The sequence below is a fragment of the Halalkalibacter sp. AB-rgal2 genome (assembly GCF_041821005.1).
GTDB lineage: Bacteria > Bacillota > Bacilli > Bacillales > Bacillaceae_D > Halalkalibacter.
This window is the reverse complement of sequence record NZ_JBGUAV010000021.1, coordinates 1-26,042: the sequence shown is the minus strand read 5'-3', so window position 1 is coordinate 26,042 and position 26,042 is coordinate 1. Positions and strand designations below refer to the sequence as shown.

Annotated in this window: 18 protein-coding genes; 4 read left to right on the top strand and 14 right to left on the bottom strand. The window is 40.0% G+C overall.

Annotation, left to right across the window (positions count from 1 at the left end):
• Positions 1-209: 209 nt before the first annotated feature.
• The 5 genes from ACERJO_RS15245 to ACERJO_RS15225 all read right to left on the bottom strand — a co-directional run bounded on the left by ACERJO_RS15245 (position 210) and on the right by ACERJO_RS15225 (position 7,807).
• Positions 210-1,808: a xylulokinase gene (locus ACERJO_RS15245; protein ID WP_373648042.1), complete on the bottom strand. Its 1,599-nt coding sequence runs from the start codon at positions 1,806-1,808 to the stop codon at positions 210-212.
• A gap of 272 nt (positions 1,809-2,080) precedes the next feature.
• Positions 2,081-3,508, bottom strand: a complete 1,428-nt coding sequence (locus tag ACERJO_RS15240; protein WP_373648041.1) for a sugar porter family MFS transporter — start codon at positions 3,506-3,508, stop codon at positions 2,081-2,083.
• Positions 3,509-3,816: 308 nt separating this feature from the next.
• Positions 3,817-5,388 carry a response regulator gene (locus tag ACERJO_RS15235; RefSeq protein ID WP_373648040.1) on the bottom strand — a complete coding sequence of 524 codons (1,572 nt, stop codon included), beginning with the start codon at positions 5,386-5,388 and terminating at the stop codon, positions 3,817-3,819.
• Entirely contained in the window at positions 5,385-6,809 is a 1,425-nt protein-coding gene (locus ACERJO_RS15230; RefSeq protein ID WP_373648039.1) for a sensor histidine kinase, read from the bottom strand. Before ACERJO_RS15230 ends, ACERJO_RS15235 begins: the two co-directional genes overlap by 4 nt.
• Positions 6,806-7,807 carry a sugar-binding protein gene (locus ACERJO_RS15225; RefSeq protein WP_373648038.1) on the bottom strand — a complete coding sequence of 334 codons (1,002 nt, stop codon included), beginning with the start codon at positions 7,805-7,807 and terminating at the stop codon, positions 6,806-6,808. The genes ACERJO_RS15230 and ACERJO_RS15225 overlap by 4 nt, the downstream gene beginning before the upstream one ends.
• Positions 7,808-7,985: 178 nt before the next feature.
• On the opposite strand from ACERJO_RS15225, the gene ACERJO_RS15220 reads away from it, so the two are divergent.
• Positions 7,986-8,732: an MBL fold metallo-hydrolase gene (locus ACERJO_RS15220; protein WP_373648037.1), complete on the top strand. Its 747-nt coding sequence runs from the start codon at positions 7,986-7,988 to the stop codon at positions 8,730-8,732.
• A 110-nt stretch (positions 8,733-8,842) separates the two neighbouring features.
• Here the strand turns inward: ACERJO_RS15220 and ACERJO_RS15215 are convergent, their stop codons facing one another.
• A complete protein-coding gene (locus ACERJO_RS15215; RefSeq protein ID WP_247103667.1) occupies positions 8,843-9,187 on the bottom strand; it encodes a hypothetical protein in 345 nt (114 codons plus the stop codon).
• 459 nt (positions 9,188-9,646) lie between these two features.
• Here ACERJO_RS15215 and ACERJO_RS15210 point away from each other — a divergent pair, with 459 nt between their 5' ends.
• Entirely contained in the window at positions 9,647-10,438 is a 792-nt protein-coding gene (locus ACERJO_RS15210) for a phosphotransferase (protein WP_373648036.1), read from the top strand.
• 232 nt (positions 10,439-10,670) lie between these two features.
• Here the strand turns inward: ACERJO_RS15210 and ACERJO_RS15205 are convergent, their stop codons facing one another.
• The 4 genes from ACERJO_RS15205 to ACERJO_RS15190 form a co-directional block, all read right to left on the bottom strand.
• Positions 10,671-11,003 (bottom strand): hypothetical protein, encoded by a 333-nt coding sequence (locus ACERJO_RS15205; protein ID WP_247103668.1) that lies wholly within the window; start codon positions 11,001-11,003, stop codon positions 10,671-10,673.
• Positions 11,004-11,020: 17 nt separating this feature from the next.
• Positions 11,021-13,072: a DUF6792 domain-containing protein gene (locus ACERJO_RS15200; protein ID WP_373648035.1), complete on the bottom strand. Its 2,052-nt coding sequence runs from the start codon at positions 13,070-13,072 to the stop codon at positions 11,021-11,023.
• Positions 13,073-13,097: 25 nt separating this feature from the next.
• On the bottom strand, positions 13,098-13,715 hold the full coding sequence (locus ACERJO_RS15195) for a hypothetical protein (RefSeq protein WP_373648034.1): 618 nt from the start codon (positions 13,713-13,715) through the stop codon (positions 13,098-13,100).
• Positions 13,716-13,880: 165 nt separating this feature from the next.
• Complete coding sequence (locus ACERJO_RS15190) at positions 13,881-14,297, bottom strand: hypothetical protein (RefSeq protein ID WP_373648033.1); 417 nt, start codon at positions 14,295-14,297, stop codon at positions 13,881-13,883.
• 400 nt (positions 14,298-14,697) lie between these two features.
• On the opposite strand from ACERJO_RS15190, the gene ACERJO_RS15185 reads away from it, so the two are divergent.
• Together ACERJO_RS15185 and ACERJO_RS15180 are read left to right on the top strand one after the other, a co-directional pair.
• Complete coding sequence (locus ACERJO_RS15185) at positions 14,698-16,413, top strand: DUF2207 domain-containing protein (protein ID WP_373648032.1); 1,716 nt, start codon at positions 14,698-14,700, stop codon at positions 16,411-16,413.
• Between the two features lie 101 nt (positions 16,414-16,514).
• Positions 16,515-16,883 carry a TIGR04104 family putative zinc finger protein gene (locus tag ACERJO_RS15180; protein ID WP_373648031.1) on the top strand — a complete coding sequence of 123 codons (369 nt, stop codon included), beginning with the start codon at positions 16,515-16,517 and terminating at the stop codon, positions 16,881-16,883.
• A gap of 302 nt (positions 16,884-17,185) precedes the next feature.
• On the opposite strand, the gene ACERJO_RS15175 is transcribed toward ACERJO_RS15180, so the two are convergent.
• From ACERJO_RS15175 to ACERJO_RS15160, 4 genes are all read right to left on the bottom strand, one after another.
• A complete protein-coding gene (locus tag ACERJO_RS15175) occupies positions 17,186-18,709 on the bottom strand; it encodes a pectate lyase family protein (protein WP_373648030.1) in 1,524 nt (507 codons plus the stop codon).
• 422 nt (positions 18,710-19,131) lie between these two features.
• Complete coding sequence (locus ACERJO_RS15170) at positions 19,132-19,728, bottom strand: class I SAM-dependent methyltransferase (RefSeq protein ID WP_373648029.1); 597 nt, start codon at positions 19,726-19,728, stop codon at positions 19,132-19,134.
• A gap of 432 nt (positions 19,729-20,160) precedes the next feature.
• Complete coding sequence (locus tag ACERJO_RS15165) at positions 20,161-25,212, bottom strand: family 43 glycosylhydrolase (protein WP_373648028.1); 5,052 nt, start codon at positions 25,210-25,212, stop codon at positions 20,161-20,163.
• 548 nt (positions 25,213-25,760) lie between these two features.
• Positions 25,761-25,916 carry a hypothetical protein gene (locus tag ACERJO_RS15160; protein ID WP_373648027.1) on the bottom strand — a complete coding sequence of 52 codons (156 nt, stop codon included), beginning with the start codon at positions 25,914-25,916 and terminating at the stop codon, positions 25,761-25,763.
• Positions 25,917-26,042 lie beyond the last annotated feature (126 nt).

Below are 26,042 nucleotides of genomic sequence, written 5' to 3'. Positions count from 1 at the left end.
TTGACCATTTGTACTTCATTTTTCTCTTCTTTTGATGTATTAACGGAATGACGTTCCACTTCGTTTGTTTAAACGTCGTTATTCTTTCTTTTAACGGAATGACGTTCCGTTAAGCACGTAAGAAATCCTCTGTTGTAGCACGCATGAATACTACTATACAAAAACGACAGGGTCACATTCACCCTGTCGTTCTCTACTTTACCTCTCATCTATTGATGATTTTCAACCGCTGCTCGCTCAATGGCTAATCCTTGCTTGTAACGCCTCATGAACTGCTCATAACCGGCTACATCTGCTGGATCTGGTACGATTGTTTTCACTTCTTGATCAACAAAGACACGCTCATTTAAATAGTCTTCTAACGTTTCATCGTTCTTTTTGTTGATCATATATGCGCCAAGTAGAGCCATTCCCCATGCTCCGCCTTCACTGGCTGTTTTCATGATAGAGACTGGGGCATTCATGGCCGCTGCTAGAATCGATTGTCCTACACCTTCTGTCTTAAAGATCCCACCGTGACCTAAGAGTTCATCCAACTTCACATTCTCTTCCTTCGTCAAAATATCCATCCCGATCTTCATCGCACCAAATGCTGTAAATAATTGCACACGCATGAAGTTCGCTAAATTGAAGTTACTTTCTGAAGAACGAACAAATAGCGGACGTCCCTCCTCAAAATGAGTCATATGCTCTCCAGATAGATAACCATAAGACAGGAGACCGCCACCATCTGGATCGCCTTGAAGAGCTTGCTTGAACAACGTTTCAAATATTCGGTTTGTATCCGCTTGAACACCCATTGCCCCTAGAAACTCCTCAAATAGCCCAACCCATGAATTTAAGTCAGATGAGCAGTTATTTGAATGTGCCATTGCCACTAAGTTACCTGTCGGTGTTGTGACAAGGTCAATTTCCGGGTATACCTTCGATAAGTCCTTCTCTAGTACAACCATCGCAAAGGCAGATGTCCCTGCTGACACATTACCTGTACGCTTTGCAACACTATTCGTCGCAACCATACCTGTTCCTGCATCACCCTCTGGTGGGCAAAGTGGAATGCCAGGCTGTAATTCACCTGTAACATCTAGTAGCTTAGCACCTTCAGCACTCAGCAAGCCGGCACTTTCACCTGCTACTAACACACTCGGCATGATATCCTCTAGCTTCCAATTGATTTGCTTAGCAGTGACCTGTTCATTAAATTGCGTAATCATCGTTTGATTGAAATCCTTCTTGCTCAAATCAATAGGGAAGACACCTGATGCTTCTCCTACTCCTAGCACTTTCTCTCCTGTAAGCTTCCAATGAACGTAGCCAGCTAGAGTCGTTAGAAATGCCACATCATTTACATGCTCTTCTCCATTTAGAATCGCTTGATACAAGTGGGCAATGCTCCAACGTTGTGGAATCGGATAGTTAAATAGCTCTGTTAATTGCTTAGAAGCTTGCTCCGTTATATTGTTGCGCCACGTACGAAACGGAACTAACAGCTCATCTTGCTGATCAAAGGCCATATACCCATGCATCATCGCACTAAAACCTATCGCTCCAACCGTTTGTAACGTAACACCATACTGCTGCTTCACGTCGCTAGCCATCTTTTGATAGCTATCTTGTATGCCCTTCCAAATTTCCTCAATGCTATATGTCCAAATTTGATCGACATAGCTATTTTCCCAATCATGGTTACCTGTTGCAATTGTTGTATGATCTTCCCCGATTAGAACTGCTTTAATTCGTGTTGACCCGAGTTCTATACCAAGTGTTGTCTTCCCATTTTCAATCGCTTTTTTCACATCAATACTCATACCATCGCCTCCACTAGATTCATAGCCTTCTCATCCGTTTCCTTAGTGATATCCATAAATAGAATCAATTATCTTGTACGTATATTTTAATTGATATATTTATTTTACTAAAATAAGTACGTACATTCAAGCGTTTAACGAAGACTTGTTCACGTTTTCTCTTTTATAGTATGCTAAGCTATTATTCAATCATACTAACCCCCAAGAAAAAGAGTTGAAGCCTTAAGTGACTAGGCTTCAACTCTATAAATTTCAAAACAAAACAAATTCATCTATTTATTAACCGTCTCCTGCACATTATATTCACTGAATACACTTTTCTCTGACTCTGCAGCGTTCTTTTTCTTCAACCAAATTTGCCCGATTTCCTCGAGTGTCTTGTTCTTCGTTTCTGGAACAATCGTCATAACGAATGTGAAGCAAATCGCATTAATGACAGCAAACATCCAGAACGTGAACGCTCCACCCATGTTATTAATTAGAATCGGTGTAAATTGCCCAATTGCCCAGTTTGCCCCCCAAAGGAACATTGTCGCAATTCCCACTGCTTTCGCACGCAAATGGTTTGGGAAGATTTCCGGAATCATAATCCAAGGAATAGGTCCCATTGATACACAAAATGCTGCGGTGAAGCCCGCTATGAATACGATAAGTAAAGGACCACTATTAGCCGGCTCAAAGAAGAAGACGCTGCCAATTAACACCATAAAGAGGGCCATTAAAATCGAACCAACCGCCATGAGCTTCTTACGTCCAAGCTTATCAATTAATAATAGAGCGACAATTGTAAACAAAACTTGTACACTACCAATGATACTTGTCGCTAAGAACTCGGTATTATTTTCAAAGCCAACACTACGGAAAATGTCTGGTCCATAGTATGTGACCGCATTCATTCCAATCACTTGGTTAAAGAGAGCAAGGAATATCCCGACACCCATCGCCATACGCAATCCTGGCTTTAGGAGCTGTTTAACAGATGTATTTTTCTCTGTTTCAATCGAGACTTTAATTTCCTTCGCTTCCTGCTTTGCGACTTCTTCTCCATTAATACGAGTCAAAGTTTCAAACGCTTCCTTCTCACGTCCCTTTTGAATTAAATAACGTGGACTTTCTGGAATGAAGAACAATAAGACGAAGAAGATTAGCCCTGGCAATACGCCATAGCCTAGCATCCAGCGCCAGCCTTCCTCTAATCCCCACGCATACGTACCACTGTTGGCAACCGCATAGTTAATGTAAAACGTCGCACAAATCCCAAAGATCGTAAATAACTGATAAAGTGAACCTAGTCTTCCACGAATTTTCGGCGGTGCACACTCACTAATATACGTCACAGACAGAGCCGACGCGAAACCGATTCCAAAACCACCAATAATTCTCGCCACAATTAACATCGACACTCCTGTTGCAAAAGCAGATCCAATTGCCGAGATGATAAAGAGCACTGCTGATAAGAACATAATATTTCTACGTCCGTACCGATCACTTAGGAAACCAGACAGTGCTACTCCGAGCACACCACCAACCATCACACACGAAATAACCCAGCCTTGCATCGCAGGTGTTAGTTCATAACGCTCAGCAAGAAAGCCAATCGCCCCCGAAATCACAGCGGTATCAAACCCATACATAAGTCCCGCTACCCCAGCCGCAACTGCAATTAATATGACATACCAAGATGACTGTTTCTGTAACATGTTAATCCTCTCCAATTCTCTATCTTTTAAACATTTATCTCATTTGATTAGGAATATAAAACGACGCTATAACCTTCCCTCCTCCTGATTCTTCTCTGTATGGTGTCGTTTTCATTATTCATTTCATAATGCTTAAAACGTTTACAGACAATGTAACACAGAAAATTCACCTCAAAATCACAATCATCTGTACATTGTTGTTATTATCTAGACAAATTTGTAACGGTTTTCTTGCAACGTCGTTCCAAATTAATTGAAACGGATTCCAACAGCTTAAGGGTACCAAAAAAGTTAAAAACCAAACTTTTTCAGTACCCTTGATACTTCCCTCTATACTCTCTCGGACTCATGCCTGTTTCCTTTTTAAATACGCGACTAAAATAATTCGGATCCTTATAGCCGATCGTCAAGGCAATTTCCTTTAATGGCGTTTTCCCGTCTAACAATAAGTCCTTAGCCTTATTCATTCTCGTCTGCGTAACATATTCTATAAAATTCAGCTGAAAATGCTCTTTAAAAAGCTTGCTTAAGTAATAAGAACTCAAGCCTACTCTTTCAGCTGCCTCTTCTAACGTAACGGCTTTATGATAGTGATCATCAATATACTCTTTCGCTTGTACGAGTAAACGATCGACACCGGACGTCCGCCATTCTCCTAACCGTTCAATTATGACGAGCAAATGCGTCTTCGCGCGCTCCTTAATTTGTCTAGCTGTTTCTAATTGTTCAAAGCTCATCTGAACATCTTCGTCAAAGCCAAGCTCATTCATCGCTCGCGCTAACACGGAAAAGAAGTTTTCGATCGCCTTTTTTATCAATTCAACCTTTGCATGAGACGCTTGTTGAATGAGCTGAAAATACGTATCAAACAGCTGCATTCCTTGCTGACTATCTCCTGTTTTAACTGCATGCACAAGCTCCTTCTCTACTTCAAACGGAACCAGCTCTTTTCGCTGCTTACGCAAATAACGGTTATAGACCATATAGGCGGCACGTTCATGATGATAGACCAGTTCCAAAGCGTAGATCGCTTCTTCATAGGATTGTGAAAAATGTTGAACATCTGATACAATCGATCCGATTCCTGCCAACAGACGACAGCCCTCTAGTTGTTTTTGCACCTGATGAATAATCGTTCCTGCTATATTCTGCCTTAGCTTCTCTCCCGCTCCATCCTCATCTGTGAATAAAATAAAGCTCGGCACTTGAAACCCCGTTAATGGCCCAACAAGTGCAGAAACACCTTCCTGATCCATTGCCTGTTTCAACACTTTATACCAGCGACTCTTCTCTTGCCTATTAGGGTGAAGCTCCTCAGAATCAAATGAAAAAACAACGACAAAGCCTTGCTTTTGATCAAGATCGAGCCACTTTTGCCAATCCTTCTGCTCGAACTCATGAACATGATCGAGCATTAATGAAACGATTAGTTCCATTTCGATAAAGGAAGCGAATCTCTCTAGCCGTTGATTCAGCTCTAACACTTCACTCCCTTGCCTTCTTTCCTCCTCAATCTCTGCCACCATTCGATCGAAGGCCTCAAGCACTTCAGACACTCTACTTGGCTTCAGCAAATATTCCTTAATACCAAACTTCATCGCTTGGCGTGCATAATCGAACATATCAAAGGCAGACACCATAATACATTTCACATTTGGCTCGATAGCGAGAATTTGCTCAATGGCTTGAAGACCATCAAGCTGGGGCATTTTTATATCCATAAAAATCAAGTCTGGCTTCGTATCTCGTGCAAGCTCAACCGACTGCTTACCATTTTGCGCTTGTGCTACCACTTCAAATCCTGACCGATTCTTTGATAGCATAAGCTCCAAGCCTTCTCGCTCAAGCGACTCATCATCTACTAGCATAACCTTTATCAATGTCTGTCTCCTCTCTCCTGTTTGGTTACGTAAATCTTTACCGTTGTGCCACTTCCAAGCTCAGAGTCAATATGAAGCTGACTTTCCTTATCAAACAACTTCAACCTAGTCATGACGTTTCTCATCCCGATACCGGTCGAATGGCCAGAGCCTCCCTTACTGCTAGCGCGAGTATCCAATAACCGATTAATCGTTTCCTGATCCATCCCGACACCATTATCCTTAATTTCAATACAAACCTTCTCATTCTCCTCTCGAATCGATAAGACAATATGAGCGCCTTCGCTCATCTCTTCAATTCCATGCATAAAGGCATTCTCAATGATAGGCTGTAGTGTTAAGCATGGAATAGGTGTCGATAAGCACGCTGGGTCGACATCCTCTTCAAACGTCACCCGATCACCAAAGCGCGTCCTCTGAATAAAAAAGTATTCCTTTACAATTCGAACTTCATCCTTCAATACCGTCTCTCGATCCAAGTTGCCAATATTATAACGCAGCAACGTCGACACCGATGAGATCAAATCACTTGTCCGCTCTGCCCCTTCAATATAGGCCGTTTTCGAAATGGAATTAAGCGTATTAAAAAGAAAATGAGGGTTAATTTGATTTTGTAAGCTTTTCAGTTCCATTTCTTTAAGTGACTGCGCTAGCCGCGCTTTCTCTTCGATATCTGTTACAGATTGGAGAATGTTCCTTTTCATTTCATTGAACGTCTTCGTCAAAAACCACAGCTCGTCCTTTCTTGCTACAACGACATCCTCCCCTGAATAATTCCCCCCAGAAATGCGCTGTGCTGCCTTCGTTAAACGTCCGATCGTCCTCGTAATGCCATCGGAGAACCATAAGGCAAACAAGACACTCAATAGAATAATTGAACCAACAATCGCCGTCCCCATTTTTTCTGTATAAAAGATTTTTGCTTCCGTTAATAGCGATAACTGTTTATAATCTGTCAATTCATCATTAATCAATTCAAGCGTCTGTTCATGAATATAACTCGCGATGATTTCTGCTTCATTTAACGAGAATGAATATTGCTGGACATCTCGGCGCTCGACACCTTCAACCGTTTGATCTGTCTGTTCAAGAAAGCTACTAAGCAAATTCAAATAGTTCTTCTTAGCAATTCCATCCTTTTCTGTCCTCTGAAACTCCTGCTGCAAGCGAAGGAGCTGGATTTGATTTTCTTCATAATAAGAATGGTTTTGCGGTAATGGTTCATGAACATAGATTTGTAGTGATTGAAACGTCTCACTCGTCATTCTTGTCAGTTCATTAAGCAATAGAAGCTGTTCAACACTTTCATCATTCAACTCCAGCACCCGCTGATGACTTTGCTCACGAACGAAAAAGACGAGGACAACCAACAATAATAGCGCGACAAAATAAATGAGTAGCTTCGATCGAATCTTGATCATAGCGACTCACCCTTTTCACGCTTCCAGCTATCTACGTTCGACTTTCGAATAATGGATACATCTGTATGATAAATCTCGTGCACCACGTCCCCTTGAATAAGATCAAGCATCATCTCAATACTTCTGTAGCCCATTTCGAGTGGCTGTTGCTCTACTATCGCATCCAACTCCCCCGATTCGAGCAATTGAATGTTTTCCTCCAATGGATCAAACGTCATAACATATAAGTTCTCCTGCTTCTGAAGCGTTTGGGCTGCTGCCACAATTCCTATACCATCCCACGAACTCGTCCCAATCATCGCCGTAATCTCATCATGTTCACTTAACAGCGTATATGCCTTCTCCTCAGCCTCCACTCTCGTAATGTTCGACTCTTCCACCGCTACAATGGCAATTCCATCAACCTTTTCAATCGTATCCTTGAACCCTTGAACACGTAGCTGATGATGCGTATTGTCAAAGCTCCCCGTTATAATGCCTACCGTTGCCTGTCCGTTCGTATCTTCAATTAATGCTTCACCGGCTAATTGTCCAGCTACATAATTATCCGTTCCAATATAAGCAGCACGTAAGCTCTCAGGCGAGTCTGTATCTATGGTCATCACAGGAATTCCTTCACTCACTGCTTGATTAATCAACGGTGTGAACGACTCATTTAACGCTTGCACAATAATCCCGTCAACCTTCGCCTTAATCGCCATGTCTAACAGCTTCAGCTGCTCCTCCGGATTCGAACGACTAGGCCCTTTATACTCTACAAACACATCATAATGCTCCTCGGTCTGCTTCGCCCCTTCTCCAACTAAGCGCCAATAATCATGATTCATCTCTTCACCAATCAAAACAAAATGATACGTTGGCAGCGAAGGATCCGAAGCCACCCCATCATGAATTCTATGTTCATACATTTGCACTTGTTGATAATAATAAAAAGAAAAGCCAATCGCTACAACAAGCAGCGATAATAAGACATAATAATGAATAGGTATCTGACTCATGTTGCCCTCCTGCTCAATCCTATAATAAGTAGATGATTGTATGTTACGCTTATTAATGGAATGAATCAAATGTTTCGTTGCTTCATGGGGCACATTATCTAATAGTCACATACAATTAAAGAGTCATTCCAAGAGGGAAGCCCTCCCTTTTGGAATCATCTCTTAAAGGAGAAAACGTATGAAAGTCACCATCATCGGATTTTGGGGTGCATATCCTGAGAAAAACGCCGCAACGTCCTGCTACTTACTAGAACAAAATGATTTCCATTTACTTATTGATTGTGGAAGTGGAGCCTTAGCTCAATTACAAAACTACTTACCTTTGCACAGTTTAGACGGGCTCATACTCTCCCACTATCATCATGACCACATAGCTGATATCGGGAGCTTGCAGTACAGTATGTTAATAAACAACCAATTACACAAGTCATCTACTCTCTTTCCGATCTATGGACACAATAAGAACAAAGATGCGTTCAAATCGTTACATTTTCGCGATGTGACAGAAGGTCGTATTATTGAAGAAAACAAGCCTGTTCAGATTGGACCATGGCATGTGACCTTCTGCAAAACCGAGCACTCTGCCTATTGCTTAGCTATGAAATTTCTAGACCGAACAACAGGAAAACAATTCGTCTACACAGCCGATACGTATTGGTGTGATGAACTTGTCCCATTTGCAACAGGTGCCGATCTCCTCATATGTGAAGCTTCCTTATATGAAGAAACGCATGCAGCCAAAACAGGGCATATGACCCCTGCACTCGCAGCAGAACTGGCACGAGAAGCGAATGTACAAACGTTAGTGCTCACCCACCTGCCTCATTTCGGCGACCATCAAGATTTAGTAAAAGAAGCGAAGCAAGGATTTGATGGCGAGGTCATACTCGCAAAGGCTGGGTTGTCTTTTTCATTAGGTTCATAAGTGGATGCAGTGCCTTCCAAAGAGGGTGTCCATTGCCAAACTCCGTCTAATCGGAACCTCATTCTAGCTTGTTTCTTCTGTATAGTGGAATAAGGTTCCATGTCTCAACATTAGCTACTAGTAGAATGCCCTGCTTCGGTGAACTGATTATCGTAAATCTTCATCCACCTCTCCTTTTGCTCATATAAAAAAATAAATAAAACAATTTGTCCGACAATAAATAAGAATACACCTAAAACAAGTCCCCCAATTAATTCAAACCGACTTACATTCGATGCAAGCTGAAACCAGCTACTAATAGCCATCACACTTAAGATAACATGTAGACAAGCTGCAATCGTCGAATGAATCTCAAATTTCCCCGTATTTCGAATCATAAATGATCCATAACACCCACTAACGAAGACAGCTAATCCCATATTCATCATATACAGTACAAATGTTAGTTCAATCATGCTTCAATCTCCCTTCAACGAATGAATCCCTACCCTTTGCTAAAAAAGTCATTCGTTCATTTGTATGCACGACAAGCCGAGACCATAACTAAAACAGCTTGTCTTAGAAGCGTCGCACGCAACCAACGTTCTTCCATATAGCTACTTTCATCTTCCCTGATTAGGCTTATGACAAACTTGTGAATGACATCTTTCAAATGATTTTTTTCAAGGTACAAATAGAACATGTTATGTCTTGTAGATTAATCATGTAAGTAGTTAAAGGAATTCAATTATTATGATCGAATACTATTTATACGTAAGTTAGTAGTCATTATAGTGTGTGGCATTTATGCTTAAGCAAGGAATAAAGAAACATATTACGAGGGTTCTGTATAAGTTTAGAAATCGGAATCCCAATGTGTATTCATATATTGATCCTAGAGTAGCTGTTTTAGGAATAGTTAGGAGGAATAGTTGATGGCAAACCATGATAAAGAAGAATTACTAACGGGAGGAAATGTCTCTAACGTTTATCGTTCAGGAGATACAGTGCGACGAGAATTAAAGCGAGATAGTATGAAAATTCATCATTTATTAAAGCATTTAGAGAACAAAGGTTACCATTATGCACCAAAGTTTTTGGGTATTGATGAAAAGGGAAGAGAGGTATTATCATTTATTGAAGGTGAAGCTGGGAATGACCCTTTAAAAGCGTACATGTGGTCTGATCAGGCTCTGGAAGAAATCGCGAAAATGCTACGACTTTACCATGACGCTGTAAGTGATTTTCCATTATCAGATGATTGGCAGCCGATAGATAAAACTCCACCCCATTTCGAGGTGTTATGCCACAATGACTTTGCTAGATACAACATTATTTTTAATCATGAAAGACCTATTGGCATTATTGACTTTGATGTTGCAGGTCCTGGTCCAAGACTTTGGGACATCGCTTATACACTTTATACATGTGTCCCCTTAAGTAGGTTTTATCTGTCTGAAGCAGGTGAAAAGGTTTATTATGAAACGTCACAGCATGCAAACCGTGTTAAGCAAAGAGTTCAACTGTTTTTTGAATCTTATGGTGAGACAAGGAAAGAGAATGATTTGGAAATGGTATTATTACGACTAGAAGGTTTATGTCAAACAATTGAAAGGAAAGCCGCTGAAGGCGATATCGCCTTTCAAAAGATGATCGAAGAAGGACACCTTGAACATTATCGAAACGATATAACGTTTATTCAAACGCATGGACGAGAGTGGATGTAATCGTCGGCGTTGATTTCTTAGAGAGACTCAACGCCTGTTGTAGAAGTTATTAGACCATGTCATAAATCTATTTTTCGAAAGATGATAAACCTCTTTCGAAGATAACTTTCCCGATATATATGAGTTTTTATGGTCATTGAAAGATGGGATTATTCTATTTCGAGAGGTGTAATGATCAAAACTACGATGTTTCGAAGGCTGCGTGTCGAAACTCTCTCATTTCCTTACACGTCTACTGAAGCGCTCCATTAGAGATCTCATAATACACGAGTACATCTTGTCTTCGCATTCGGTTCATATAGTCTGAATAGTCCGACATGCTCTGGCCAATCAAGTCATAGTATGTATCAATCATATCAATCGTACTGGCATGCTGGCGATTCATCGCACCTAGCATTCCTTCAATGACAGCTCCTTCTGACTGTTTTAATTCCCCTTGAATGAAGCGTTTGAGCTCTTGGTGGTCGCTTCTCATTCGTAACAATTGCCGTTGAAAGGGACCCGATTTGTAGGTTAAGTCTTCATAGCTATGAAAGGGTACATTCACTTTCATCGTTTTCAACATGGTGGTTTTCACCTTCTCTATGCATATTTAAAAATGTTCGAAATATGTTCATCATGTTCAAACAACGTCTCGATGGCTACTCTCATTTCTTCAATCAATGTCATCGTTTGCCTTAAGTCCTTTCGATAGTGGTGAAAGAATTCCTCGAAAGGGTCTGTGATCGTTTGTGGCAAAGCCGGAATAAACTCTTGTACAGAAATTCTTCGTATGGAGTAGACTTGTGTCGCTTGCCCGAAGAATTGTCTTTGATACACATTCGGGTTCTGCTCCATTTGATGAATCTGCTGACGCAAACGCTGCTTCCTTCGCTCATCATCACCAAGTACGTCCCGTTCATACGTCTGCTGCATGCGCGTCAATTCCATTAATACGTTCGCGCAAACCTCTTTCCCTTTTTGGAAAATCCGAATCGCAGAGGAAATGTTCACATAGACTTCCTGTCCACCTGAGCGATTGGTTCGTCCAGTTTTACCTACTGAACCAAATAAATCCACATTCGCTAACTTATCTAACAGAGCCTCCGACGTTAAGCCATCATGAACATAGATCATGTCGTTCGATTCAGGATCATACACTTTGTAAATATCCGAACCCGACTCTTTGCCCAAGTATGCAATAATATGATCCATCGTATGAGCCTCTGCACTCACATGAAAATAATCAACGATTGTCGATGTATGTGTTTGGATGGTCGCCCAATTCTTATTTACTTTTTCTAATCTCTTGCCAAACGTTTCAAATTCTAAGAGGAAATCATCCAGTAAAACCCCAATAGGAATAAACATCACATTCGTTTGATATAAGGTAAGCAGCTTATTCACATCTGAATGCATCCCGTTTAATTCAGACTCTAATGATTTAACGGCCTCCACTAACTCTTGCCCTTGCTCAAACGTGATAATTTCCTGTTCCACCATGACTTCCACGATATCTGGCAAATGTGTACGCAAAGTCCTGACAAATGAAAGGACTTGTGGGATCGTTTCTTTTAACCGTTCAATTGTCGGTTTTACAGAAAGGATTGTATGAAATGTTAACCTTGCAGATGCACCCACTCTGTCAACAAATGATTGAAATGAAAATGGAGTCTCTCTACTTCTTATCTCACTCAAATCACTAATAGCATCCATAAGCCCTGGCCGAATCCCCGTCATCTCACGAAAAAAACCATCAAACCCTTCTTGATTGTAGACATCCGCATAATCAGTCAGATACTCTTGAAACGCAAAGATCACCTCATCAGGAATCGCTGCAGCCACCTTCTCTATCCCCTCATGACCATCAATCGTCGAAACGATCTCCGCTTCGCCAATATCCATAAACCCCGGCATTTTCAGCATGCCATACAGCATTTCCTCTTTAACAATGAGGCGCTGAATAGACGATTCGTCCATCCGAGATTTATAGTATTCCTCACCAAAGGCTACGAGTTCGTCTGGGGGGATGGTGTGGAGTTGAATAATGTCGTTTTCAATTCCGAATTTATTCATTATGTTAAGCATAAATTCTATATCTAGATTAGCAAGGTGATAAACACTAGGGTGAGCCGGATTAAACACATAAAGTTTATCAAAAATTCCTTTTGTTAATTGTGCATTCATAGAATTATTTCCACCTAAAGAGTGAGCTAAACCATAGCTTTCTAGAGGTGTTTTATTAGATATATTTTTTCTAATTTGTTTTGAGACCTCCGTTTGGAAGTTCAAAGTATCTTGGTATTGAGCGTCACTTTGGCCAGCTCCTATACCCATAGCATTATATATCCAGTCTTTTGATTTCCAACTATCTTTTTCAGACTTCTCACTCCCTCTTACTATCGTATACATTTGATTAATTCCTTTAATTTCATCATAAAAGTGAATAACAGTCCCATCAAAACCCGAATATACACCACTATTTTTTATACCGTCAATATCATCAGAATGATAGATTGTAATATTTTCAGGTGGTGCCTTGCCTTCTTCTTCAAGGATTAGCCTTCTCACTTCAGATTCCGTTACATCATCATATTCTAACCTAACAATCCTCGCACGGAGTAAATTTGAATTGAGTACTTCGTTATTGTCCATTTCTCTCAGCCCCACAACTCTCTATCTATTCTTGAAATTCAATGGCTTTCATTAATTTTAAAGCGTGTTCCTCTTGCAAGTCTACATCTATAGTACAAGGTTCTTCAAAAGTGTAACAAGTTACTTCATAAATAAACTTTACACTTTTCTCAAATGAATTTGATTTGATATAACTAAAAAAATGATAAGCTTTTGGCTCGTTATCTATTTCAAAAACTGATTTTGCATAATAATATGTATTATTTTCATATTGAAATTCTTCATACTTCCCTTCATAATTTACATAGCTTGACAAAAGTGTTAACTGGGTATCTATTGAATTGGTTAACGGGCTATCCTCATACCGGAGTCTTGCTCGATAAATTAAATTGTCACCATACAATTCCTTAATACTCAAACTCTCTCTTTGGTCACCTTCTCTATAATAATAAGCCGGCTCAGTCACCGCATTCTCCGGAAACCAAATCGTATACCCACCTGTTTTCGATTCAAACAAATAAAACCCTTCCTCTACTTCCTTCGTCGACTTCATAAATTCTCTCGTAAACTCATCTTCAAACGCAGGTACGTCTGGTGCATTCATCATACATCCTCCTGTTACCATCATCACTAGTACTAAGGCGATTCCTTTTAGCTTTCGCAAAGAACCTCCTCCTTTCCTCGATGCTCTTTCTCATTCTTGCATAAGCTATCCATTTTTTTCAATTCATATTTGGGAGATTTTTCTTTTTAAGGCATTTGTACTATGGATTTTTATGGAAAGTTTGCTTTTTCTTTATTTTGATTCACGAGTCGTAGCTACCTTTCATCATTTGATCTTTTTATAAAAAAACGATTTCAGCATCCATCTAGTAAAAAGCAGTATATGGAAATAAAAACAAGACACAAAAACACCAAAAAATAAATAGATAAAGGCTCCTCCCCATTCGTTTTGAAAAATAGAAAAATAGAAGAAGTAATTTAATAGAATTCCTAATATACCGTAGGAAATTAAAGCAATAGGATAATATTCTATATCTTTTTTACGTTGAAGCTGTTGAAGTAACTTCTCTACAATAAGTGAAAAGGCACCACCTATTAAGCAAATAAGCGATATCAAAACAGAAGTCATGATAATCAAAGTTGAAAATGGCATACTAAAGACAATTGATAGTAGCAAGGACAACCCCAATGATAAAACAAATGAACAGATCAATACCGCGATAATCGTTTCAATTGCTTTCAATTTAGTACCTCCTTTCAGCGCTTCTTATCACTATGAAAAAATGCTTTTACGTTAGTATCTTGTTAGAGATAGAGCGAATCCACTTCACAAGACGGTTCCACATTCCTCTATTTGTTCAAAAACGTCTCTATGAAACTCATTATGTACTTCTCATTCCTCTATTTCCTCTTTTCAGGCTTATTTCTTGCCTTTTTTATCGATTTAGCGGAATGAGGTTCCGTTTCACAGGCGATCAAGCGTATTTACATGATTTAACGGAATGAGGTTCCGCTCACTCCGCAGCGAGCAACGACTAATGACTCCTTCCCTACCAGAAATTAAACGAAACCTATCACTCCCTAATCCGTATACTATACATAGAACTACCTTTACATGCATTTCTGAAAGGTAAGGTGATTTTGTGTATAGAATTATGTCAAGCCTACTCATGGTATGTACGATTTTCCTTATGTTTCCAGATAGCACCTTCGCTGTTGATTACAGTATTACAAATGTTGAAATCAAAGCATCTCTCCAGGAAAATGGAAATGTTGATGTTCATGAAAGCCATACGTATTCTTTTTCTGGTGAATTTAATGGAATGATTCGTGAATTAATTCCGAAGACCGACTCAGACATTGTCGACTTTGCTGCCTTTGAACATGAGAACGAATTACTTGTTGAACAAGATCAAACAGAGTATCGTATCCATCGTACTGGAAATAGTGAGACGATTACCATTGATTTATATTATCAAATTATGAATGGTGTTTCAGTCTATTCTGACGTAGCGGAATTTTACTGGCCTTTCTTTGATACGAGCAATGAATCAACCTATGAAGACTTAACGATCACCGTCACACCTCCAATGGAAACAACGGATGTTATTGCATTTGGATATGATACCGCTTTTGAAACAGATATCATTTCCGAAAGTGGACAGGTGCAATTCTTATTTGGAGAAGTGCCTAGTGGTGAAAATGGCGATATTCGAGTCGCCTATGATACGTCCCTGTTCCCGACAGCTTCATTGACGAAGGATGAGCCGATGAGATCTGAGATTGTAGCGGCTGAACAACAATTAATAGATCAAGCAATAGCGAGAGCTGAGAGAACCGAATGGTTCGCTTCAGTCGGGCCGATTGTGACAATCGTATTTGTCCTTATCTTACTAATTGCTCTGACTCATGCTTGGCTTGAAAAAAGAAGCAAACAAGTCGCTTTGATGAAAAACGAGTCAGACCAACTGCTTCCATCTCAGGAACTGCCACTCCCTTCGACGATTTATTTTACGAACTACTACCTTCTGTCACCTGAATCGATCGCAGCATCCCTATTAGATCTCGTGCGTAAAGGGAATGTTCAGCAGCTTGAAAGCGATCGTTTTCGAATCGTGAATCGAACTGGGTTAGTGAGACACGAACAAGTTCTCGTTGAATGGTTATTCGACACAATTGGCAAGAACCACGAATTTAGCTTTGATGATCTTAACGCTTATACGAAAAATAAAAAGAACCATGAAACGTACCAGCTTAAATATGATATGTGGCAACGTGAAATCAAAGACGAGGTGAAAGCAGCTCAACTATACAAAAACCGCCGCACCTATCGAGTTATACTCAGTTTCCTTAGTGTTGGCTTAGGAGTGTTCTCCATCTTATTAGCTGTCCATGATTTATTCGAATTATTTATCTTAACACTTGGACTAAGTATAGCATTACTATCGTTTGCACTCTTTTATCACCCACGAACGTGGACAGGAGAGAAGATCAAACACGAATGGAAAACATTCAGACAACGATTTAAGTCGGTTCAATCCTCCCAATGGAAAAGCTTATCAGAAGATGACAAAATGCGCGCATTCTTATATGGATTTGGGTCGAATGATAAGGAAATAACAAAGAAGAATGAAGAGCTAGCCAAAGCATTTCAGAAGCCTACTAGCGCACAACCAACAACGGCTACTCATAGCGCATATAGCTTTGACCCAACGTGGATTCTTGTAGCTGGTGTTGCCTCATCCACCTTCCAATCCGCTCAAAAGACAACTGGACCAGATACGAGTAGTTCAGGTGGATCGTTTACTGGAGGAGGTAGTGGAGCTGGTGGAGGCGGGGGCGGCTCTGGGGCTTTCTAACGATCGTTCAACGATCAAAACCAAAGCTCTAGGAATTCTCTTTGAGCTTTGGTTGATCTCCCTCCTCTTTCATTGCATCGTGTTAAGCCGATATAATAGAAATGTTTGTAATGACAATATTGCACTTATCATTTTTTAATATCATTCAACACGAAAGGGTGAAATTATTGCCAACCTGTCACAATTGCCAAAAACACTGGACCTGGAAACAAACGATCCGAAGTGGATGTACGATTGACAGAGGTATGAAATGTCCTTACTGTCAAAACAAACAACACCTTACAGCAACATCGAGAAAAAGAATGTTTCTTTTGACGATAGTTTCTATACTCCCCTTGCTTTTACCGATGTTTCATGTTCCGGCCATCATTCCGTTCATTTTGATCGTCGTGCTAGGGGTGTCAAACCTACTACTTTACCCATTTTATATCAAAGTGACGAATGAGGAACGTCCGCTAAGATTAAAGTAATCGATAAGAAATATTTATGATTTCACTAAGCAAAACGCGATAGCGTCTTTTCTTAAGTGCGTTGTGCGGAGCCGTTACAATGGTTTTCAGTTATTCTGAAAGTGAGGTTCTTTCAGAATAACGTGTATCGAGCAAAGCCAACACTCTTCTTTGAATGATCCCACTTGCCTCTTTGGTTCTTCTCACATTTCTTCCTCAAATTTTATACTTTCTTAGCTTTGCAAAAAGGACACACAGAAAATCTGTATGTCCACATTGATCATTGTTTCGCTCACGATTTACAAATCGGCACTTTATACCTATTAATTAACCACCCCAACCCCCGAATACTGTTCGACAGCTAGCCTTGCATCATTGGCTGATTGTGCATGAAACGAGTACGGCGGGACAAAATTCGTCGTTGAAGACAAATGACTATGAGGGGTATTAATGAACTGGTTTCCACTAAGGTTCCAATACCCTGTCGTCGAACTGCCATAAAACCAGCCAACCGCTGTTTTAATATGACCTGTCGTAGGATCATTCTGGCCAGAACCGACGTTATCAAAATAGTTATTTTCAATAAACACTCTTGCGCCCATACGACTATTAATCGCTGTATCGTGAATATCCTTAAAGTAATTATTAACCATATGGACATCAGCGTAACGAATTAATGGAACTCTTGAATTAAGGTTGTGGAAGAAATTATGATGATAGGTAATTTTATCAGGTGCTAATGAGGCGTTATCCGTATGACCAACGAGCATTGTTTTCCAATGATTCTCAAATTTATTCCATGACACCGTAATGTATTCTGAATTTCTCTTAATATCAACAAGACCATCATACAAATCAGAATTATTGTTCCCGTCAAACTGACTGTAGAACTCATTATGATCGATCCAAATATTCTTACTTCCTTCAGTAACTTCAATCGCAGTTCCTTCGCCTGAGCTTGCCAACACATGATGGATAGACATATTTCGGACTATAACGTTTTGAGCATTGATGAGTCGGAGCCCAATGCCATCAAATTCTCCATTTGTTCCTTGTCCAATAATCGAAATGTTACGTATTTCATGAGCCTTACCTCGGTGGTTTTTCACTTCGATTTTATCACTTGACGAGTTTTGTAAAGTGATCGTATCAGTGACATAAATTGTCAACGGCTCATCTGGGTTACTACTTCTGCTTCGGTCATTAATCATTTGCTGAAGCTCGGTGCCGGTACTAACATATTCGACCCGACCACCTTGTCCACCTGTCGTACCGCCATTCATTGACGCATATCCCAAAGGTGCACTAAAATCCGGACTTTGACCACCAGAACCTACCGGAACAATCGTCCAAAGCTGATTCGAATGACCATAATCTTGCCACTGCACAACATTGGCTCCATTATCGGTCGAATGGTCAAATACTTCAAGTGCCTTCCCACTATGCTGGCTAATGAGCTTATACGAATTGCCAACTTGTTGAAGGCTCCATTGCTGATTACTCCCTCCATTATGATCCCATTGCACGATATTACCACCATCCGTTGTCGAACGCTCAAACACGTCCAACGCCTTTCCGCTATGACGGTTAATGATCTCAAAATAGCCATCACTATTCTCCATTAAGCTCCATTGCTGACACAAACAATTCGTATTTTCCCATTGCTGAACATTGGCTCCGTTATCCGTTAACGCAGCCTCCACTTCTAAATACTTCCCACTATTCACATTAACTAGCTGATAATACGTATTCGCTTGAAACGGCGACGCCTCCGCGGCTTGATTCCCCACTGCAAAAAATGAAACGATTAACCCAATTACGACAAGTAAGCTAACTCCTTTTCTCATTTCCATCCTTCCCTTCGCATTTAATTAGATTTACATGCTTCGAGTGTAGTTACAACTTGGATGTAAAATGAACGACTTTCGTCACGAGGCGGCACTCTTTCTCCATCTTCTCTGTCAGATTGTAAAGAGACTTACAAACTCTAGCAGTACTAGTAGTCCTTCCTTCACCTCCTTAACTCAAGAAAAAATAAAGCGCTTACATAAATAAAATAACAAATGATTAACCAATATGATATAGATAGATATTCCTATTTTTTCATAAAAAGAGTTTTTCAGTAAATGATGGTTACTCTTATATCATCCTCACCACATAGGTATTGTATCTTTAATGTCATAAGAAAACTATGAATTCCCACTATTTCAAGATAAAAAAATAGGAGCTGCAAAATTGCAACTCGTAATAGAACAACAAGTAGATCGTTTCACTTTACACTACTACATATAAACATAGAAGCATCTTCGTTCATGAAGATCCGCTGACCATGGTGAACCGTCTTAATGTCAGTTGATTTAAATCCAGCTTCAGATAATGTTCTTTTCAGTTCCTCATGCGAAAATCCATTATGAACTTTCGGATGGTTGATTTTGTCGTTTTTATCAAAATCAACGATTATTAGCTTGCCACCACTATTTAAAGCGGCGAACAGATTGTCTACTATTTTTTTAGTATCCGGAATATGAAGAAGAACTAATGACAGTAAGATTATATCGGCTTTGAGATCAGGTGTTTCCTGAGTGAAATCTGAATGAAGGACATTGGCGTTACGTATTTCTTTTTGATGAATTTTAGAATTCGCCACTTCCAACATTTGTTTGGATGAATCTACTAACAGTAAAGAACCGACTAAATCTGACAATTGTAAACTAACAAGCCCCGTACCACTTCCATAGTCAATGAACGATTTTGATTGACTATTTTGTAATTCCGGTCGTAATTCCTTAACAATTACTTTTGCTAATTCAATTCTGTCCTCCGTATCATACCTTTTTGCCATTTCTTCAAATACGTTACGCTCCATCCTTCACTCTCCTTATGTCTTAGAAATATGCTTATTTCTAGCGTGACATTCTATTTGAATCTTCTCACTCAGTGCTTCTTCATTGTATCAGGCATTTTCAATTATATGATCAAAAATGCTTACTCATCTATTAAAGAAACATTCATTATCAGTCGTATTACAGAAAATATTCTAGATAAGAATACGCCTATTCCCATTAAAAGCCCTTTCCCCTTAACCAAGTAGCGAGTATTTCTTCTCTCTTACGCAACGAATCAGCTTTTCCGTCAAATGGATAAAGCCATTTTTCACCAACAATTTCACCATCATCATACGTAAAAACGCCTTTGAGAATTATCTCTCAAAGGCATTTGACTTACATTTTTAAATTCATACGCAGCAGCTTAATAATCCTGCTCTGTTTTACCTTATTTTTAACAAGCACATCACCCATTATATCAATTTTCTCTGCCTCTTATAAACGAATAGCATCCCACCTATTAGAAGCAAGCACGTTCCGATTAATACAAATAAAAAGTGATTCGTCGACGTATCAGGTAACTCTTCACCACCTGAAAAGCCGCGACCCTGACCATCTTCTCCATCTTGACCATCCTGACCGTCCTGGCCGTCCTGGCCGTCTTGACCCTCCTGACCGTCTTGACCGTCCTGGCCGTCTTGATCATCTTCTCCGTCTTGACCGTCCTGGCCGTCTTGACCATCCTGACCGTCTTGACCGTCTTGACCGTCCTGGCCGTCTTGACCATCCTGACCGTCTTGACCGTCCTGGCCGTCTTGATCATCTTCTCCGTCTTGACCGTCCTGGCCGTCTTGACCATCCTGACCGTCTCGACCATCCTGACCGTCTTGACCATCTTGACCATCTTGACCATCTTGACCGTCTTGACCGTCTTGACCGTCTTCTCCATCATCTGGTACATTCAGAACCTGTTCATAATAATCTCTAATTTCTCTTTCTGAAAGAACACCACCGTTATAGATACGCAAATCATCAATCAAACCATTGTATGGATCATCCCAGTAGTTTACACCTAAACCGAATACCGAATTAGAATGAGAAAATACATCTGGGAAGTTTGTTCCTGAAAACATTTCCTCTCCATTTATAAATACCTTGATCGTTCCTTGATCAACGGTAAAGACAACGTGACTCCATTCATTTTGTGGAATCGTTATTCCTGTATCCGCATCATACCAGCTTTGATTCCCTGACCATACGAGTGTCGTCTGTTCTCCCCCACTTGGTACAACACTTACCCAGTTACTCATATCCCTTGCACCAAAGAATGTCGTCGTAAATGGAGTCATTTCACTAGGATTTAGCCACATCGATACACTGTATTTATTACTATTAATTAACCCATTCGGTAATCGAATGCCATAGTCCCCATCAAGGTGCAAAGCTTGCCCGACAATTCCATCACTATACGCAACAGAACCCCCTTCATGATCAATACGATCGCCAGTTGTTATACCAGGCCCAAAATTATCTGTTTGATCATGAAGGCTACGATTAAAATGATAGTGAGCGGTTAACTCTGACAACTTTTGAAAACTAGCATAATAAGGTTCGCTCAAATCCTGTTCATAAATTTCAACGAGATACTCCCCACTAGAAGAATTCATTGTTCGATAGTTTAATGTGAATGTGCCATCTTCTTCCGTATTTGTTTCACCAATATAATCAATCTTACCACTTGGATCTACGACCTTGACGATTACAGTCCTTTCCACTTGATCCGTAAAGGTTCCTTCAATCATCGCTTCTTTCGTAGATGAATCATAAGAGACCTCAACATCCTCGATGTCAACGGAAGCTTTCTCGTATTCTTCTACCTCAAGGTTAAACGTACGAGTCACGTGTCCTGCTTCTGTCACAACCGTTATTTCCGAAGCTCCTTTTGTATGTGCATTCAAAAGGACACGGCTTTCTCCATTAGGAGTCATATACGGCTCCGAAACCGTTATCACATCTGGATTAGACGAGAAAAACTTCACATTGTTTACCAACGCCTCATCTGGAAGTACTTTGGCAGTCAGCATTGTTACAGTGCCTTCTTTAAGTACTTCTGATTCAAGGTTTACTGTCACATCAGTTACACGTACATCCTTTACGTTAAATGTCGCATTCTCTTTCTCTATGTTTGTATGAGGTGTGATTAATTCCAATGTATGATCCTCTTGTTGAACAATTAATAACTCTTCTTCGTTATAAGACTGAAATGACACCCCTTGATGATCCTCCAGACCGGGCACGATTTTGAACGTCGCCTCTTCTTTAAACGAATCTGTTCCATCATTCTTTTTCAGTACAATAGAAGTATCTTCTCTTTTCAAATAATAGCCGGGTCTATTTTCTGCTTGAATCGAAATGTATTCTTCCCCATCGTCAGCTAAGCCAGGAACAATAAACCATTCAAAAGCATATCCATTAGGCGACATAGAGTCAGTCAATACCTCTTCATTCATATGATACACGTAACGACTATTTGCACTGCTTTGAATCACATGAGGATCACCATAAATTCCGGATGATGTTGGTCTCATTTTCTTTATCGTTCCATCAGGATAGTAATGCATTTTCTCAATCGATACAGAACGCCGATGATCCCCTCCAGTAGGGAGTGCAGCTGTATGATAGACAAAATACCACTCATCTTGATATTCAAGTATAGCTGGATGGTTTGTCCCCGTTCCTTCTGTCGAGTCCATTAATTTACCGGCATACGTCCAAGGGCCTTCTGGACTGTCACTCACCGCATAACCAATGTCCTCAGGCCAATTCATCGCATAGCTTAAGTAATATTGGTCATTATATTTGTGCAACCACGGTCCCTCCGTAAACGATCCATCCATATCATTAATTTCCACTCGATGAATGTCACCATCAATTTCAATCATATTATCCTTTAACTTCGCATAATAAAGATACGTATTTCCCCAATATAAGTACGCTTGTCCATCATCATCGATAAATACAGTTGGGTCAATGTTATTCCAACGCCAGTCTCCCATATTCGGTGGTGTTTCCGTCATACTACTCGTCACTAGCGGTTCTCCTAACGGATCTTCCCAGCCTTCAACCGGATTGTCGGAAACAATCACTCCGATATTATAGCTCGTTTCAGCAGGATTAAATGCCGTTGTGTACCAATAAAACATGCCATCTCGTTCAATCGCTTGAGCAGCCCAAGAGGAATCAGGTTCCGCCCACTCATGCACCGTTGATGGAACAGAGCCCTCTAGCGTCCAATTTTCCAAATCAGTTGACGAATAGATATCCCAATCTGGCATTACGTAATAATCATGCCCTACTGCCGCTTGGTCAGACCCTGTATACAGATAAACTTTGTCGTCATAAACCAACGTTGCCGGATCGGCACTAAATCGATCACGAATGACTGGATTTCCAGGATGTTTCGAAGCAATTGTTTCAGCTGGTGGTTCTTCCTCTTCAACATCCCGATGTAAAATCTGATCAATTTGCTCATCTGTTAATGCGCGATTATACACTTGTACATGATCGAATGCACCACGGAAATAAGGGTCATTATAAAATGCTTTCCCTAAATACGCTTCTAAGCCTGCACCCATCGTCGACAGATTGGCAACCAACTCTGTATGTTCACCAACTAGTTGTCCGTCTTTGTATACTTTCATTGTGCTATGTGTTCCGTTTTCATTTCTCTCAAGAACGAGCCCAATGTTTGTCCAAACATTTTGTATACTACTCGTCAACGGTTCTTCAATGCTCTGTTCCTTTCCCCATGAACCTACAGTAAGAGCCGTGTATAGTTCCTGCGATCTCGTACGTAAAAATAAATATTTATGATCATCTTGACCTATCCCAAACGTAAAGAAAAACTCATCTTCCATTTCCGATTTAATATCCATAAAAATCGAGACATGATCCTTCCCATCAAAATAGCCTTGTGGAAATTCGAAATATGGACTATCGGTGTTTGGCTGACCACCATCAAGGTACAAAACGCTTCCTTTTTCCGGATCATCCATATAACGAGCGCCATTCCAAAGGACACCATTATACTCTTCACCTAGAGCTCCTGAATTTTTCACGGTATTCTCCTGCAATGGTTCATTGAACGTATAAAGCAAATCAGGAATAAGCTCCTCTCCTGTATCTGGAGTGACCGGTTTAACTAAATCCTGTCCCCACTTTTCGCGAATCGCATCATATTCAGCTTGCGTTACAGGCAACACACTACCGTGCTTAGCTCCTGTAGGCATTCGAAATTCAGTATCATCAAGTCTACGAAAATTTCCGTTAGCTAAATCTCCAGCACTGTCAGCGATCAGCGGAAAGAATCCAACACCGGCATTTTCATTTGCATATCCATCTAATAATAAGATCCACCTTTTCTCTCCATTTAATTGAAAAATAGCTGGACCTTCAACTCCGCCTTGATCAGCAACACGATCTTTCACAAATTCATATTCACCGAGTACAGAGTTGCTTTTCTCTAGAAAGACCGTAATGTCTTGCTCATTTTTTGTGAAACGATAATAGTCTCCGTCATGTTCAATCATGGAACTATCGATGAATGTATTTTGAGACGTTCGATCTTTAAAAATTTCAGGCTCCGTAAATGTCCAAAAATCACGCGTTTTTGCATAGTAAATCCGGTGCCCTTCATCATTCACATTAGATGACCAAAATACAACATACTCGCCTGTTGTCGGATCATAGATCGTTTCAGGAGCCCACATATTCCCTGCGCCTTCAGGTGCTATTTCGATCATTCGTTGATCTGACCAATGAACTAAATCATCCGACTCCCAAACCATAATCGATTTACTACCACGATTAGCATACTCCCACCAAGCTCCATTATTGGCATCTAAATCTGTTGCAATTAAGAAAAATCGATCTCCCTCCGGTGCTCGAATAACGTACATATCACGAACACCGCCTGTGCCTAACGTAGATTCTAAAATCGGCTCATTCTTATTCATATCATCCCAGAAGAGCCCATCCTCACTTGTCGCAAGGTGAACATGCTGACTTTCTCCATCACCGTATAAATCACTACGAAAATACGTATACATATACCCTTTAAATTCATCTAATTGAACGGATTCTTTTACTGTAACCGTTATATCTCTGTTTCTCGTTTCTCCCTCATACTCCAAAGTAGCCGTCAATGTAACTGTTTGAGCTGTCGATTGACGATGAACGACACCAGGAGGAATGTCTCTATTTTCACCTGTAGCTTGATCTGTAATAATAGAAGGATCAGAAGACTCCCATGTAATCGTTACAAGATGTCCATCAACATTCATTTCACTCGGCAATGTCATATTACCTCTAATATCATGTTCATTTGGTATAAACAATTCAGAAGTTGCTTTGTTTAATATGTCTGGGGTGTTAGCAAAGGTATTAGTACCAACTAAATTAGTAGGAATAACTAATAAAATGACTAATAGAGTAATAGTAAATCTACGTCTTAAACGGTTATTCACTTAAGTTCCTCCTCTTTTTTGTTAACATCATACATACACGAACCTTCTTACCTAAATGCACTGGAATCTAGCTTCTTTAACAAATACATTCCGTACATGGACATAACTCTATTCCCCCCTTATGTAGCATGAACTTCTAAAAGATTTAACACCACCTTCATTTTAAAACGCTTTCAAAATAGAGTTAATACATTCGTTTTTGAAAAAGGTACACTATATTTTGAAATCATATAAATACTCCCAAAAAATTGTACTTTTTTTTGATTTTATTGTATTTTTTCAATTCACTTAAAAAGAGCATCGAGGATCTTAGAATGAGATTCTGTGGGCGCATTTTTACGTAATCCTAATGAGCATCAAACAGATCATCATGTAAACAGATCTATTAAGACAAGTCGGTTTATGGCATTACCAATGAAGCTCAAAAATAATCATTTTCCCATAAACAAAACGCATTTGAGAAATGACTTTCAAATGCGTTTCTATCGTTTACGTTTTTAGGTTACCTTACTTATCTAGCATGAATAGGCAGAGCAGGGAACAGATTATTATTCCATAATCGTATGATGACTCACTTCACCATCATGCAATTCCCACTCATCTGAGTCTTCATTCAAATAGAAGACGAACACGTCATCCTCGTTGAATTGCTCAGAATCATATTCTAACGATAAGATGAAGTTATCATGAAACGTAAGCGTCAAATAACGCACACATTCTACTAATACCCAAGCTATGAGATACTCTTTCTATCAAATAGAAAAGGGTGTTGTCATGAACCGAAAAGACAAGTATGAACGTTGGAAAACACGTATGGAAGATTTTGAGGA

Bases quoted from the DNA above. Each gene is read 5' to 3' on its own strand.
- ACERJO_RS15245 (WP_373648042.1), bottom strand. From the start codon at position 1,808: ATGAGTATTGATGTGAAAAAAGCGATTGAAAATGGGAAGACAACACTT.
- ACERJO_RS15240 (WP_373648041.1), bottom strand. From the start codon at position 3,508: ATGTTACAGAAACAGTCATCTTGGTATGTCATATTAATTGCAGTTGCG.
- ACERJO_RS15230 (WP_373648039.1), bottom strand. From the start codon at position 6,809: ATGATCAAGATTCGATCGAAGCTACTCATTTATTTTGTCGCGCTATTA.
- ACERJO_RS15225 (WP_373648038.1), bottom strand. From the start codon at position 7,807: ATGAGTCAGATACCTATTCATTATTATGTCTTATTATCGCTGCTTGTT.
- ACERJO_RS15220 (WP_373648037.1), top strand. From the start codon at position 7,986: ATGAAAGTCACCATCATCGGATTTTGGGGTGCATATCCTGAGAAAAAC.
- ACERJO_RS15215 (WP_247103667.1), bottom strand. From the start codon at position 9,187: ATGATTGAACTAACATTTGTACTGTATATGATGAATATGGGATTAGCT.
- ACERJO_RS15210 (WP_373648036.1), top strand. From the start codon at position 9,647: ATGGCAAACCATGATAAAGAAGAATTACTAACGGGAGGAAATGTCTCT.
- ACERJO_RS15205 (WP_247103668.1), bottom strand. From the start codon at position 11,003: ATGTTGAAAACGATGAAAGTGAATGTACCCTTTCATAGCTATGAAGAC.
- ACERJO_RS15200 (WP_373648035.1), bottom strand. From the start codon at position 13,072: ATGGACAATAACGAAGTACTCAATTCAAATTTACTCCGTGCGAGGATT.
- ACERJO_RS15180 (WP_373648031.1), top strand. From the start codon at position 16,515: ATGTTTGTAATGACAATATTGCACTTATCATTTTTTAATATCATTCAA.
- ACERJO_RS15175 (WP_373648030.1), bottom strand. From the start codon at position 18,709: ATGAGAAAAGGAGTTAGCTTACTTGTCGTAATTGGGTTAATCGTTTCA.
- ACERJO_RS15170 (WP_373648029.1), bottom strand. From the start codon at position 19,728: ATGGAGCGTAACGTATTTGAAGAAATGGCAAAAAGGTATGATACGGAG.